The sequence below is a fragment of the Bacillus sp. MN7755 genome, assembly GCF_054771475.1.
In genome coordinates this window covers 166,783-181,341 of sequence record NZ_BTRL01000006.1, presented here as the reverse complement: position 1 = coordinate 181,341, position 14,559 = coordinate 166,783, and the positions used below count along the sequence as shown (strand labels likewise).

The 14,559-nt window shown below is 36.1% G+C and carries 13 protein-coding genes; 8 read left to right on the top strand and 5 right to left on the bottom strand.

From position 1 onward, the window contains the following. Positions 1–22: 22 nt before the first annotated feature. The 6 genes from qoxB (at position 23) to ACYVEC_RS05070 (ending at position 5,697) form a co-directional block, all read left to right on the top strand. On the top strand, positions 23–1,957 hold the full coding sequence (qoxB, locus tag ACYVEC_RS05095; protein WP_000762376.1) for a cytochrome aa3 quinol oxidase subunit I: 1,935 nt from the start codon (positions 23–25) through the stop codon (positions 1,955–1,957). A 13-nt stretch (positions 1,958–1,970) separates the two neighbouring features. Then, positions 1,971–2,573 carry a cytochrome aa3 quinol oxidase subunit III gene (qoxC, locus tag ACYVEC_RS05090; protein ID WP_000729313.1) on the top strand — a complete coding sequence of 201 codons (603 nt, stop codon included), beginning with the start codon at positions 1,971–1,973 and terminating at the stop codon, positions 2,571–2,573. Beyond that, the gene (gene qoxD / locus ACYVEC_RS05085; RefSeq protein ID WP_000531382.1) at positions 2,574–2,885 is read left to right on the top strand and encodes a cytochrome aa3 quinol oxidase subunit IV; all 312 of its coding nucleotides are present in this window, start codon (positions 2,574–2,576) and stop codon (positions 2,883–2,885) included. Between the two features lie 219 nt (positions 2,886–3,104). After that, positions 3,105–4,934 (top strand): monovalent cation:proton antiporter family protein, encoded by a 1,830-nt coding sequence (locus tag ACYVEC_RS05080; RefSeq protein ID WP_063225097.1) that lies wholly within the window; start codon positions 3,105–3,107, stop codon positions 4,932–4,934. A 53-nt stretch (positions 4,935–4,987) separates the two neighbouring features. Then, positions 4,988–5,245: a DUF4022 family protein gene (locus ACYVEC_RS05075; protein ID WP_142332812.1), complete on the top strand. Its 258-nt coding sequence runs from the start codon at positions 4,988–4,990 to the stop codon at positions 5,243–5,245. 14 nt (positions 5,246–5,259) lie between these two features. Next, positions 5,260–5,697 (top strand): GNAT family N-acetyltransferase, encoded by a 438-nt coding sequence (locus ACYVEC_RS05070; protein ID WP_063225098.1) that lies wholly within the window; start codon positions 5,260–5,262, stop codon positions 5,695–5,697. A gap of 39 nt (positions 5,698–5,736) precedes the next feature. Here the strand turns inward: ACYVEC_RS05070 and ACYVEC_RS05065 are convergent, their stop codons facing one another. From ACYVEC_RS05065 to ACYVEC_RS05055, 3 genes are all read right to left on the bottom strand, one after another. Continuing rightward, a complete protein-coding gene (locus ACYVEC_RS05065; protein ID WP_460505818.1) occupies positions 5,737–6,165 on the bottom strand; it encodes a hypothetical protein in 429 nt (142 codons plus the stop codon). A 4-nt stretch (positions 6,166–6,169) separates the two neighbouring features. Beyond that, positions 6,170–6,370, bottom strand: a complete 201-nt coding sequence (locus ACYVEC_RS05060; protein WP_000301182.1) for a helix-turn-helix transcriptional regulator — start codon at positions 6,368–6,370, stop codon at positions 6,170–6,172. A 136-nt stretch (positions 6,371–6,506) separates the two neighbouring features. Next, positions 6,507–7,799: an NCS2 family permease gene (locus ACYVEC_RS05055; protein ID WP_460505816.1), complete on the bottom strand. Its 1,293-nt coding sequence runs from the start codon at positions 7,797–7,799 to the stop codon at positions 6,507–6,509. Positions 7,800–8,079: 280 nt separating this feature from the next. On the opposite strand from ACYVEC_RS05055, the gene ACYVEC_RS05050 reads away from it, so the two are divergent. Further along, positions 8,080–9,471, top strand: a complete 1,392-nt coding sequence (locus tag ACYVEC_RS05050; RefSeq protein WP_063225100.1) for an amino acid permease — start codon at positions 8,080–8,082, stop codon at positions 9,469–9,471. 181 nt (positions 9,472–9,652) lie between these two features. Continuing rightward, positions 9,653–11,200, top strand: a complete 1,548-nt coding sequence (locus tag ACYVEC_RS05045) for a hypothetical protein (RefSeq protein WP_063225101.1) — start codon at positions 9,653–9,655, stop codon at positions 11,198–11,200. A gap of 35 nt (positions 11,201–11,235) precedes the next feature. Here ACYVEC_RS05045 and ACYVEC_RS05040 read toward each other — a convergent pair whose 3' ends face one another. Together ACYVEC_RS05040 and brnQ1 are read right to left on the bottom strand one after the other, a co-directional pair. Beyond that, complete coding sequence (locus tag ACYVEC_RS05040; RefSeq protein WP_063225102.1) at positions 11,236–12,957, bottom strand: DUF2339 domain-containing protein; 1,722 nt, start codon at positions 12,955–12,957, stop codon at positions 11,236–11,238. Positions 12,958–13,090: 133 nt separating this feature from the next. Then, positions 13,091–14,392 (bottom strand): branched-chain amino acid transport system II carrier protein BrnQ1, encoded by a 1,302-nt coding sequence (brnQ1, locus tag ACYVEC_RS05035; RefSeq protein WP_460505813.1) that lies wholly within the window; start codon positions 14,390–14,392, stop codon positions 13,091–13,093. Positions 14,393–14,559: the final 167 nt, after the last annotated feature.

Genomic DNA, 14,559 nt, shown 5'->3' with positions numbered 1-14,559 from the left:
CCAACAGATTGGAGTGAACACAGTGAAGCTTGATGAATTCTTTGTCACAGGTGACCCGATTATTTACGGTGCAGACGCTTCTATCGTTCTTGTGACATTAGCAATCATTTTCGTACTAACAAAGTATAAAAAATGGAAATGGCTTTGGGACGAATGGTTAACAACTGTTGACCATAAAAAAATCGGAGCCATGTATATTATTTCTGCGGTTATCATGTTATTCCGTGGTGGTATGGATGGTTTAATGATCCGTGCACAGTTAACATTCCCAGAAACAACTTATTTAAACGCTGAACACTATAACGGAATCTTCACAACACATGGTACAGTAATGATTCTTTTCATGGCAATGCCATTCGTTATGGGATTAATGAACCTTGTAGTACCATTACAAATTGGTGCTCGTGACGTTGCATATCCGTTCTTAAATGCTTTAAGTTTCTGGTTATTCTTTGTCGGAGCAATGTTATTCAACATCGCTTTCGTAATCGGTGGTTCTCCAGACGCTGGGTGGACTTCTTACTTCCCAATGGCGGGTACAGAGTTTACTTCTGGTGTAGGAAATAACTACTACGCAATTGCATTACAGATTTCAGGTCTCGGTACGCTAATGACCGGTATTAACTTCCTTGTTACTATCTTAAAAATGCGTACACCTGGTATGACTTTAATGAGAATGCCAATGTTTACTTGGTCAATCTTAATTACAACAATTATCATTATTTTCGCTTTCCCAGTATTAACAGTTGCTCTTGCATTAATGACATTTGACCGTCTATTCGATGCTCACTTCTTTACGATGGCGAGCGGCGGTATGCCGATGTTATGGGCCAACCTGTTCTGGGTATGGGGTCACCCTGAAGTATATATCGTTATTTTACCGGCATTCGGTATTTTCTCTGAAATCATTAGTACATTCTCACGTAAACGTCTATTCGGTTACAGTGCGATGGTATACTCAATGGTTGCAATTTCTTTACTAAGTTTCGTCGTATGGCTTCACCACTTCTTCACGATGGGTGCAGGTCCAGCGGTTAACTCATTCTTCTCGATTTCGACAATGGCGATTTCGATTCCAACCGGGGTTAAGATCTTTAACTGGTTGTTTACACTGTATAAAGGACGTATTCGTTTTACAGTTCCAATGCTTTGGTCATTGGCATTTATTCCAAACTTCGTAGTCGGTGGGGTTACAGGAGTTATGCTTGGAATGGCAGCAGCTGATTATCAATACCATAACAGCTACTTCCTAATCGCTCACTTCCACTACGTATTAATTGCAGGTACAGTATTCGCTATGCTTGCTGGATTCACATTCTGGTATCCAAAAATGACTGGTCATATGTTAAATGAACGCCTAGGTAAATGGACATTCTGGATCTTTATGAGCGGATTCAACATCTGTTTCTTCCCAATGTACTTCTTAGGTTTAGACGGTATGACTCGTCGTATGTACACTTACTCTGAAAGTCTTGGATGGGGATGGCTAAACCAAATCGCATCTGTTGGTGCGGTAATGATGGGTATTGGCTTCCTACTTCTTTGCTACAACGTAATTTGGAGTGCACGTCACGGTGAACGTGACACAACTGGAGATCCATGGGATGGTCGTACACTTGAATGGGCAACTCAATCTCCTGTACAACATTACAACTTCGCGAAGCTTCCTGAAATTAAAGAAGCTGATGCTTTCTGGTACATGAAGAAACGCGGAGAAACAGTTACACCAGCAGCAGAAGATTTAAAACCAATTCACATGCCAAGTAACTCTGGTGTGCCTATTATTGCGTCTTTATTCTTCGGTCTTGCAGGTTTCGCATTAGTATTTAGCTGGTTCTGGCTTGCAGCAATCGGCGGCGTTGGTATTTTAGCTTGCTTAATCTATCGTTCATTCGATTATGACGATGGTTACTACGTAAGTGTTGATGAAATTAAAGAAACAGAACATATAGCATGAGAGGTGAAATGACATGGCGGCTTTAGATAAAAGCTTACCTTTGGAATATCAATCCGAACAAAGCAGATTGAATATCCTAGGATTCTGGATTTTTCTTGGGGCTGAAATTATGCTGTTCGCAACACTTTTCGCCTCTTATCTAGTCCTTGCTGGTCGTACGGCAGATGGCCCAACTCCAGCGCAACTGTTTGAACTTAAAACGCTTTTAATTCAAACATTACTACTTTTAACAAGTAGTTTCACATGTGGTATCGTAATTCACGAAATGCGTAAGCACAACCAAAAAGCAATGCTTGGATGGTTCATCCTTACATTACTTTTAGGTGCAGGTTTCCTATTCTTTGAAATCGAAGAGTTCATTATGTACATCGGTGAAGGCGCAACAATTCAAACAAGTGCTTTCCTATCTGCATTCTTCGTTCTTCTTGGAACGCACGGGGCCCACGTAACAGGCGGTATCATTTGGGCAATTTGTGTTATTATCCAAATTTTGAAACGAGGTTTAACACCAGTTACAGCTCGTAAAGTATTCATTATCAGCTTATACTGGCATTTCCTTGATCTTGTTTGGGTCTTTATTTACACACTAGTTTACTTGAACGGGATGGTGGCGTAAATGGGTCAAAATAACAACCAAGCAAACGGGCATGCGCATAGCGGATTCCCTTGGTCACACGTTTTCGGATTTATTTTATCGCTTGCACTAACGTTCCTAGCGCTATACGTGGCACTTTACACAAACCTGCCACTTTCAACGATCTTAACAACTATTATCGTAATGGCTGTTGCGCAAGCGTTGTTACAATTAATCATGTTCATGCACTTAAAAGAAGGAGAAGGAAGAGTTCAAATTCTTACAATGATATACAGTTTCTTCGTTGCAACTGCAACAGTTGGTTTAACTGTATGGATCTTCTTCTCAATGTAATGTACATGAAAAGACTGCTGAGATTTCTCAGCAGTCTTTTTTTATGCCCTCCCCTATTTCATCCACATTACGGAATTAACAACAGAATCATGAAAAGTATACTTATTATGACAAATGTTAAGAAAACTCTTTCTTTATGAAATCGAATCCATATGCGTTGCTTTTCTACCTATTATATGGCTAAATAGGTACTATATTTATTTGAAGGGAGAGAACGCAATGGAACATCACACTTCTGTTCTATCACTTATGGTTGTCGTTGCAATCGCGTTTTTCGTTCCCCTTTTGTTACAACGCTTTAAATTAAAAGCACTTCCTGTCGTTGTTGCAGAAATCATCGCAGGAATCTTTGTAGGTAAAAGTGGGTTTAATATTATTGAGCCAGATATGTGGCTTCAAGTCTTATCAACACTAGGATTTATCTTTCTTATGTTTTTAAGCGGTTTAGAAATTGATTTTTCTATCTTTAAACAAAAAGGGAAAAAGAATACGACAAACGAACCAAACACATTCCAAGCAGCAAGTATTATCTTCTTATTTATTTTCATCTTATCTTATGCCCTATCATTACTATTCGTATGGCTAGGATTTGTAGATAATGCAATGTTTATGACTTTAATTATTTCAACAATTTCTTTAGGTGTTGTCGTACCAACATTAAAAGAGAATAACTTAGGAAAAACAGCAATTGGACAAATCATTTTATTAGTCGCTGTTATTGCAGATTTAGTTACAATGATTTTACTCGCTGTATTCGTCGGATTAAATTCCGAAAGCGGCCAAAGCATGTGGCTCCTTCTCCTTCTATTCGGCGCTGGTATTGTTATTTACTTCATTGCAAAACGCTTTAAAAACATTCCATACTTAGATAGCTTAAAAGCTGGTAGTGTACAAATTGATACACGAGCTGTTTTTGCACTCATCTTAATATTAGTTGGTTTATCTGAATCGGTTGGGGCAGAAAATATTTTAGGTGCCTTCTTAGCAGGTGTACTCGTATCGTTATTATCACCAAATGAAGATATGGTTGAAAAACTTGATTCCATCGGATATGGTTTTTTCATTCCTATTTTCTTCGTAATGGTTGGTGTAAATTTAGAGGTTTGGTCTATTTTCAAAGAACCTTCTAGTATGCTCATGATCCCAATTTTAATTGTAGGACTCTTTATCTCAAAACTGTTACCATCACTCGTTTTACGAAAATGGTATCCACGTAATATCGTACTGGGGAGTGCCATCTTATTAACATCGACACTTTCTTTAGTTATTGCAGCTGCACAAATTGGTGAAAAACTAGGAATCATCAGTCCAAGTTTATCTGCTTCCCTTATTTTAAGCGCAGTTATTACTTGTATTTTCGCACCTATATTATTTAAAAAGATGTTCCCGAAAGTAGAAACGCCAAAGCCAAAAGTTTCTATTATTGGTGCGAGTAGAATTACCCTTCCGTTATCACTTGATTTAAAACGAGAAGATTATGACGTAACACTATATATGATGCGTCAAAATAAAATAAATGATGAGGAAGCGAAATCACATGACTTCCCTATCGTGAAATTAGATGATATCACAATTGCATCATTAACTGAACAAACAGCATTTCATGCAGACCGCGTTGTTGTTGCAACAAGCGATGATGAACAAAACTTATTATTAGCAGAACATGCAAAAGAGCTAGGTGTTGAACATGTTATTGCAAGTGTAGAAGATCCACTTCTACAAGAAAAAGCAACGCAAGAACATATCGCCGTATTCTCAACAATTAACTCTACACGTATTCTATTACGTGCACTAATTGATAAACCAAGTCTCGTGCGCTTAATTACAACAGCAAACGAAACAGTCCGTGAAGTTGAACTACGGAGTAATAAATATAACGGCGTTGCACTTCGTCGCCTTCCATTTTTAGGCGATGTACTAGTCATTCAAATTTATCGTGGGAATAAAGCATTAATTCCACATGGTGATACAAGACTACAACACGGTGATACCTTACTTGTAACAGGCTCAAAAGAACATATCGATACACTAAAAAGCATATTAGAATAGAAAAATGCCCCTCACATAATTAAGGGGCATTTTTTTCCATTTCATATGGTAAAATGTTACTATCACATATTATGGGGATGGATCACATTATGTCTATTGTAACTTTAGCTCTCTTATTATTAGCGGAAGTACTCGTTGCCATTATTCTCATCGGTGTTAGCATTGAAATTTGTAGTTATGGATGGAAAAAATCGAATGGAATAAAATACTCTTGCCTCTTACTTTCACTCCTTCTCGGAACTGCTAGCATACTCGGACTTTTCGCCGCACCTGCCTATTTCTTTATACAACTAACAGAAAAAGGTTTATAAGAAAGGATGTTAATATGATTACCGTGAAAAATATTGATGGATCTGAAACTTACGTATTACGTCAAAAAATTTTACGCCCGAGTCAAACATTAGCAGATTGTAAATACCCTTCCGACTATAAAACAGCCAGCTTTCACTTAGGCGCATTTATAAACGATAAACTGGTTAGTATCGCTTCCTTCTCAAAAGAAATATACCCTGACTTACCAGCCGGTATTCACTATCGTTTACGAGGAATGGCCACATTACCTGAATTTCGAAACAAACACGCTGGAAGCTCCTTAATTCAGAAGGCAGAACAAATATTACAAGAACGTCAAGCAAATATATTATGGTGTAATGGCCGAGTTACTGTAGCTGACTATTACAAGCGCCTAGGCTTTCAGGAACATGGTGAAATCTTTGAAATTGAACCGATTGGTCTTCATAAGGTACTATATAAAAGGATATAAGAAAAGCTTTCCGCAATACAGGAAAGCTTTTCTTATATTTCAATCTTCATTTTTTATTTTTTTCATATATATGTATATAAACAAACTAGGAACTAAAAAACAAGCAAACATAATAAGTCCTGTCATACTAATTTCCTTTATCGAAATATCTGGTGTTACAATAATACAAATAGCTAAGATCCCAATAACAATACCTACTGGAATTAATAATAACTTCATAAAATAATTGCGTGATACTCCCCCTGTATGCTCATACACTTCCACTGAATTTTTCAGATTTAAAAAGTTAATAACTATTATCCCGCCCATAAATACCATTAATAAATCTGAAATACTTTCATATCCTGTCCCTTGCAAAACGTAGCGATAAAAAACAATACCTAGTATGATGATATTTTGTAAGATAAAAACTAGTCTAATATGTTTTAGCCCCTCAATCATTAAACGTTCATCTTTCACGATTTTCATCCTATCACTCCTTTTCCTCCCAAAACAAATCATTCAATGTTTTATCTACCGCATAACAAATTTTTAAACATAAATCTAAAGACGGGTTGTATTTCCCCTTCTCAATTAAACTAATCGTTTGCCTTGTAACGCCTACTTTTTCTGCTAATTGTTGCTGTGTTAAATCTAACTGAACACGCGCGACTTTTATTTTACTTACAGCCATTCATGTTCCTCCTCTACCCTTAGTGTAACATATATATTCCATTAAGTAATTTATAATTTACATAATTAATTTAAGTTTCACTTTATTATACACAAAAAAGGAGCCTCTCATAAGAAGCCCCTCTCCTATATCTATATTATAAGAATAAATGACATCCAAATAAAATTGTAAATAAGTATAGTAACGGATGGACTTCCATCCCTTTCCCTTTCACAATCTTTAAAACTGGATACACTAAAAATCCAATTGCTATTCCATTCGCAATACTAGACGTTAACGGAATACCAACGAAAATTAAAAATGCTGGTAATGCATCTTCAAATTCATTCCAATTAATATCACGAAGACTTTGTGCCATTAAACTACCTACAATAATTAATGAAGGAGCTGTAATAGCAGCTACGCTTGATAAAGAAGCAATAACAGGGCTGAAGAATGCCGTTATAATCGTTAGACCTACAACTACAATACCTGTTAATCCTGTTTTACCACCCGCAGCAATACCAGCTGAGGATTCAATCGTCGCTGCTGTTGGGCTTGTTCCAAAGATAGAGCCTGTAGTCCCACCAATTGCATCTGCAATAAACGCTTTACCAAAACGTTTCTCTGTATTATCTGTAATTAAACCTGCTTGTTTAATTAAACCGAGTAATGCACCTGTTGTATCAAATAACAGTACAAGTAAAAATGAGAATACAACGCCATATAATCCGTATTCAATTACATCTGAAAAGGCGTTGATTGGATTTGAAACGATAATACCCTCTGGTAAATGAGGCGTCGCAACAATTTTATCCGTGAACTTCAGTTGCCCTGTAAAGAAGGCGATAACTCCTGTCACAATCATACTAATAAATAATGCACCGCTCACACGTAATCCCATTAATACCGCCGCTAATATTAAACCAATTAGAGTTAAAATAACGGCTGGAGAATGGAAGTCACCAATCGTAACTAAGTTAGATGGATGATCAACGATAATTCCAGATAGACGTAATCCAATAAAAGCAATAAATAACCCAATTCCACCTGCAATCGCATGTTTTAAACTGTCAGGAATTGCGACAATTAGCTTTTGCCTAAATGAAGTGAAAGATAATAAAAGAAAAATAATACCTGTTACAAATACCGCTGAAAACGCAATGACATATGTAATCCCCTCTGCCTGTTGAACAACAGAATAAGCAAAATACGCATTCATTCCCATAGCTGGAGCAATAACAATTGGATAGTTAGCTAAAAACGCCATACATAGCGTCCCTACAACTGTCGCAATAATAGTTGCCGTAAAAGCTTGATCAAATGGTACACCTGCATCAGATAATATTTTCGGATTGATGACAAGAATATACGCAAATGTAAAAAAAGTTGTGATGCCAGCTAAAAGCTCTTGCTTCACAGAAGTGTTATATTTTTGTAATTGAAACATGGTTATGTACCCTTCCTACATCTGAATTATTATCACACATTCTTTTCTTACTAGTATGTGAGAAAATATAATACTTAATCTTAACAATCAATAAAAAGAAGAGTCAATATATTCACTAATAGTTCGAATTTTAAGTTTAAGTCTGACAAGTACAGCTGTAGTACAGTTCACCATGATTATTTTTGTAGCATAACAGGTAGAAATGTTTTATAATTTGAAATAGTTAAATATTTAGTAAACGCATTCAAATATCGTTCACTCTACAAGGGGGATTCTTCTTATGCAGCAAACAAACAAATCTGGAACTTTAAACCGAGGTTTAAAAGAACGACATATTACTTTAATGTCGCTCGGTTCAGCTATTGGCGTTGGACTATTTTTAGGATCTGCCTCCGCTATTAAACTAGCTGGTCCTTCTATTCTACTAGGCTATATGATCGCTGGACTCGTTATTTTTTTCATTATGCGCGCACTCGGAGAAATGGCAATTGAACAACCTGTTGCCGGTTCTTTTAGTAAATATGCTTATGATTACCTTGGACCACTAGCTGGCTATATTACCGGCTGGAACTACTGGTTCTTATGGGTTGTTACTTGTATGGCTGAAATTACAGCAGCTGGCATTTACATGCAGTACTGGTTCCCAGATATTCCACGCTGGACTTGGGCTTTACTCGCTCTATTATTAATGAGTGCTTTTAACTTCTTATCCGTAAAAGTATTTGGAGAACTTGAATTTTGGTTTGCTCTCATTAAAATTGTCACAATTATCTGTATGATAATTGTTGGAGCTGGTATTATTTTATTCGGATTCGGAAACGGCGGTATCGCTACCGGCATTTCAAACCTTTGGTCACATGGTGGCTGGTTCCCAAATGGTTTTTCTGGATTACTACTCTCTTTACAAATGGTGTTATTCGCTTATTTAGGTGTTGAATTAATCGGTGTTACAGCGGGGGAAGCTCAAAATCCGAAAAAAACACTCGCAAAAGCAATTGATAACGTATTTTGGAGAATATTACTGTTCTACGTTGGGGCTCTATTCGTTATGATGGCAATTTATCCATGGAACGAACTTGGTGAGAAAGGCAGTCCATTCGTATTAACATTCCAGCAAATCGGTATCGCAAAAGCAGCAGGAATTATTAACTTTGTCGTATTAACAGCAGCTCTTTCATCTTGTAATGGTGGTTTATTTAGTACAGGCCGTATGCTATATACATTGGCTCAGCAGAAGAAAGCTCCTGAAAGATTCGGTCGTTTAAATAAAAATGGCATTCCAAGTCAAGGAATTGTAGCAACTGCTATCGTTTTACTCATTGGCGTTATATTAAACTATCTCGTACCTGCAAAGGTATTTACATGGCTCACTAGTATTTCAACTTTTGGAGCAATTTGGACTTGGGGAATTATATTAGTCGCTCAAATTAAATTCCGTAAAGGATTGCAACCTGATAAAAAGGATAAGCTAACATATAAAATGCCTTTACATCCATTAAGTTCATATTTTTCACTCGCTTTCCTTGCACTAGTATTAGGTATAATGGCGTATTCAGAAGATACACGAATCGCATTGATTGTCGGCCCAATTTGGCTTATCGGCTTAGCTATCGTGTATTACATGAAAGGGTTTCATAAGATTGATGAAACACCTAATTCAAAAATTAGTTAAACACAACATCCCTTCCTTATTGATTGGAAGGGATGTTTTTATGTCTATACAAATATTTCTCAACAAAATTCACGGTATTTTTACAAATTTTTAATATTTTTTATGTTTTCCGTCTTTATTTTTACAGAAAAATAAATTACATTATTAAAGCACATATATTTATTATTAGGGGGATTCTTCTATGAAGAATAAAAAATGGATTACATTTTCTTTAGCAACAGCAATTACACTAAGTATAGGGGCTTCGTTCATACCATCTACTTATGCAGAAAGCTCTGTAGACCCAGCTCCTGAAATTGCTGCAAAAGTTGTAAATCAAAACAATGGGAAAAAAGTATTATTCGATAATACACACGGTCAAACTGCCGGGACTGCTGACTGGGTTATTGATGGCGGCTTTTCTGATTTCGGAAACGGCATTGCCGAAAACGGATATCATGTAAAAGAACTTCGTAAATCAACACCGATTACATACGAAGATTTAAAAGACTACAATGTGTTTATCGTTCCAGAAGCAAATATTCCTTACAAAAAATCAGAACAAGATGCTATGTTACAATACGTGAAAAATGGCGGTAGTATCTTCTTCATTGCCGATCATTATAATGCAGATCGTAATAAAAATCGGTGGGACTCTTCTGAAGTATTTAATGGATATAGACGCGGTGCTTGGGATAATCCAGCAAAAGGAATGTCTAACGAAGAAGTAAATTCACAAGCTATGCAAGGAGTAGAAAGCTCCGATTGGCTATCTGATAACTTCGGTATTCGCTTCCGCTACAATGCAATTGGCGATGTTGCAGCTAAAAATATTGTGTCACCTGAACAATCATTCGGAATTACAGAAGGTGTTTCATCTGTAGCAATGCATGCTGGTTCTACTCTAGCCATTACCAATCCGAAACTAGCTAAAGGCCTAGTTTACCTGCCAGAAAACCCGTCAAAATGGAATAATGCTGTTGATAGCGGTGTTTATAATGGCGGTGGTGTTGCAGAGGGTCCTTATGCTGCAATCGCAAAAGTAGGGCTTGGAAAAGCTGCTTTTATTGGAGACTCTTCTCCCGTTGAAGATGCTACGCCAAAATACGTTCGTGAAGATTCTGGCCAAACAAAGAAAACTTACGATGGATATAAAGAAGAAAACGATGCAATTTTACTAGAAAATATCGTAAATTGGTTATCGAATAAAGAAACATTTACAAGTTTAGATCAAGTAAACGGTTTACAACTTGATTTACCTACTACTTTACAAACATTTGAACAACCAAACTTATCAACTGAGCCACAACCTGAACCTTGGAGTGCACCAAATGCAGGTTATCAATGGTTTAATACAAATACTTTCAAACCAGGTTCATACGGTTATAACGGTGCTGTAACAGCAAACGACTATGTAGTTACACACCCTAGCACTCTACCAAACAATGAAGTGTTTCAAATAAAAATTCAAGTGAACAACTTACTACCTAACACAACTTATAACAATTATTCTTTAGGTATCTTCACTACTGGCGGAACACAAGTAGCAAAAGTTCAAAATACAAATGGCACTTGGCCATCTACTTTTGGATATAGTAGTGCATTTTCTTTCACAACAAACAGCTTAGGTTCTGCTGAGAAGCTTGTAAATGTGCAAATCGATCCAAATACTACTGGACAAGCAACGCTTCGTTTACGTCAAAATACAACAGCGAAATATAGTGAGACTGTAACGATTAATAAGAAATAATAAAAAAGGCAATCCGGATATGGATTGCCTTCTTTTTACTTCTCTTCTTTTGAGAAAAACATCCTTGAAATAACGATACCTATACTACCCACTATCAAGAATAACACTGCTCTAATCATCATTGACACTTCTGGTAAGTCCAGAAGGAATAGCTTCCCTATCGTTACAACTAACACGACTAAGCCAGCATACAATACTTCATTCATATTTTTATTCCGTCCAAGCCAAACTGCAAATAATGCATATACCATCCATAATAACGATACAGATACGCTTATTATACTTCCATCTGTAGAAAGCACTTCACCGACTCTAGTGATTGCAATAAATACGATAACCATAAACCAATAGAGTGTTATTGAATAAACATATTTTCCAAAGCTCATCAACACATCTTTCGCTTGTTTCATGCAGTAATAAAATGTACCTATTAAAATAATATGAGCAACAAAGCCTGCCGAAATAAATTGATCAAACGGGCTAAAAATAGTCTGTATCATTCCAATTGCGTAAACCGTCGCACTAACATACAATTTTATCTGCTGTTTTCCTTTAATAGAAGTCACCATACCGAGGAAACCTTGTAATAATAGTACAATCGCTGCATTCACTAAACTATACTCATATAAAATCGCTAAACTAAATGCCCCCATTGCGAAACCAAATAAAAGATTTGTAAATGTAGAATGTCTATTCTTCCTATATTCAAACACGAACATAATAGCGTGCACGAGTGCACTAATCATTAATCCCCATGTTGTAAATTCAGGTATTTTTGAAATGGCTAATATGAAAAAAACGGCATTCGCACTAAATATCGCCAAGCGTGGCTCTACTATAAAACTTCTCTCCGTAAACATATGCCAAAATAATAGTAAGTGAATCAAACCATAAACTACTGTTAACTGTACTTGCAAATCCTCTACTAACATTGACATAACAGTAAAGAAGACTAAAAGAACAATAGCAGCAACAGCATAAGAAATCATATATAAATACTGATAACGATTTTTCAACGCATACCATAATAAGCTAAGCGTTAGTATCGTCTCATATCCAAAGAAAATATACGGATTAGGAGTCGTACTATTTAATAAGAATGGCACGAAGAAAGCTCCTACTGCTACAAAGATAGTAAGATATTCTGATTGATACCTCTTCGCTATATAAATACCTAAAATGACCCATGCAATATTACATAGAAACGCGACACTTGCTGGAATAAATCCATATAAATAATGTGCCGCAAATGTTGTTAAAACTATACCTGTAATACTTCCTCCTGCTAATACTAACCCTAATGCTTGCCGCGCTCGTTTAATTTGAATATCCCCTATATAATAAAAACCGATAGATAGGACAATACCAAACACAATTCGTATTGCTGGTGTTAATAAACCAGCATCTACCCCTGCTTTAAATAACCAGATTACTCCAAGTAACATAATGCCGACAAATACGCGTGGTAACCAAGTTTGGCAAAACTTTATAATATTAAATGGTTCTGGTTTAAAAGCAGATATATCCACTTGTTTTACCTCACGTTCTTGCACAGGCTCTTTTATTGTAACTACTTCTTCTTTTTGTTTTTCCTCTATTACCGTTTCAATGTATTCTTTCTTTTCCTTACTAACATGTTGCTGAGCATTTTCTACTTCTATTTCTCTTTGTTTTGCTTTCAATTCAAAGAGTGCTTCTTGAATCGTTTCAATTGCCGTTTCGAGTGCTTCTATTTTCTTATTCAAATCCTCCTTCATACGCTCCCCCCTCATCATCCGTTCGAAACCTATATATTACCAATTACCTTTATCATACTCTTAGTCTATTCATTTTCAATACTATTTTTCAAAAAAAGAAAGGTGTTTTCCGAAATCGGAAAACACCTCTTACTTATTTCTTCTTATTTAAAACAACACTAACGATAACACCAATACAAGCACCTATAATAGCTGGAATAATCCACCCAACACCTTCTGTATAAAACGGAATGTATTTCAATACTGATGTCCACTGATTCATCATTACATTTTTATTAAAAATATCAATTGCACTAAATACTGCTACAATCACAATTGTAACAGTATATATGCATACATACTTCCCAATATACTTATGGAATAGGCCTAAAATAATAAGCGTTAATGCAACTGGATAAATAAATCCAAGAATCGGTACTGATACTTTTAAAATTTGTGTTAATCCTAAATTAGCTAAAATCATACTAACAAAACTTAATATAAACGTCCAAACTTTATACGCTACTTTCGGAAATGCACTTGCGAAAAATTGGCTACAAGATGTAACAAGTCCGATTGAAACACATAAACACGCGATCGTAAAAATAAGACCTAATAAAACGACTCCACCTTGTCCAAATAATGTAGTCATCACTTGTGCTAACACTTGCGCGCCATTATCAAATGTCCCTAATGAGCCACTCATTGAACCAACATATCCAAGTATGACATAAATAATAGATAATAATAGTCCTGCACCAATTCCAGCAATACTCATATATTTTGCTAAACCTTTATCATCTTCAATACCTTTTGCACGAAGAGCATTTGCAATCACAATCCCAAAAATTAAAGCTGCTAATGCATCCATCGTTAAATATCCATCTAAAAATCCTTGGAACATAGGCGCTTGTCCATAGTTTCCAGCAGCCTCTTTCACACTACCTACTGATGTAAACATACTCTTTATAAAGATAAGAGCAATCATACCTAATAATAACGGTGTTAAAACCTTTCCGAACAACCCCATTAATTTAGACGGTGATAAACTTAACCAGTACACAATACTAAAGAAAATAACTGTGTAACATAATAAAACTACGCTACCCGATTCCGAGAATAGCTGACCCGGTCCCATTTCAAAAGCTAAACTGCCTGCACGTGGTATACCAAGACCTGGTCCAATAAATAAATACACGATACACGGAAAAATAATGGCGAATGAAGAATGAACTCTACCCGCTAGCGTTTGAAAACTTCCTGCTTTCGCAATCGCAATAACCCCCAATATAGGAAGACCTGTTGCTGATATAATAAACCCTACTAATGAAATCCACACATGTTCTCCTGCTTCATACCCAAGAAAAGGTGGGAATATAAGATTCCCTGCTCCAAAGAACATCGAGAATAACATAAGACTAATAAGTAAAATTTCTTTTTTCTGTAACAATTTCATTTCTTTCTCCTTCTTTAATTCCATCTGTTATGAAATCAATTTCACATATAAAAAAGTGCAATAATTCGCTTCCTAACAAAGAAAACATAGTCCATAGTCTATCACAAAAGAAACACCCCTTCTATAGCTATCCCTCTTTTCCAATTTCTTCTGAAAAATTAACCTTT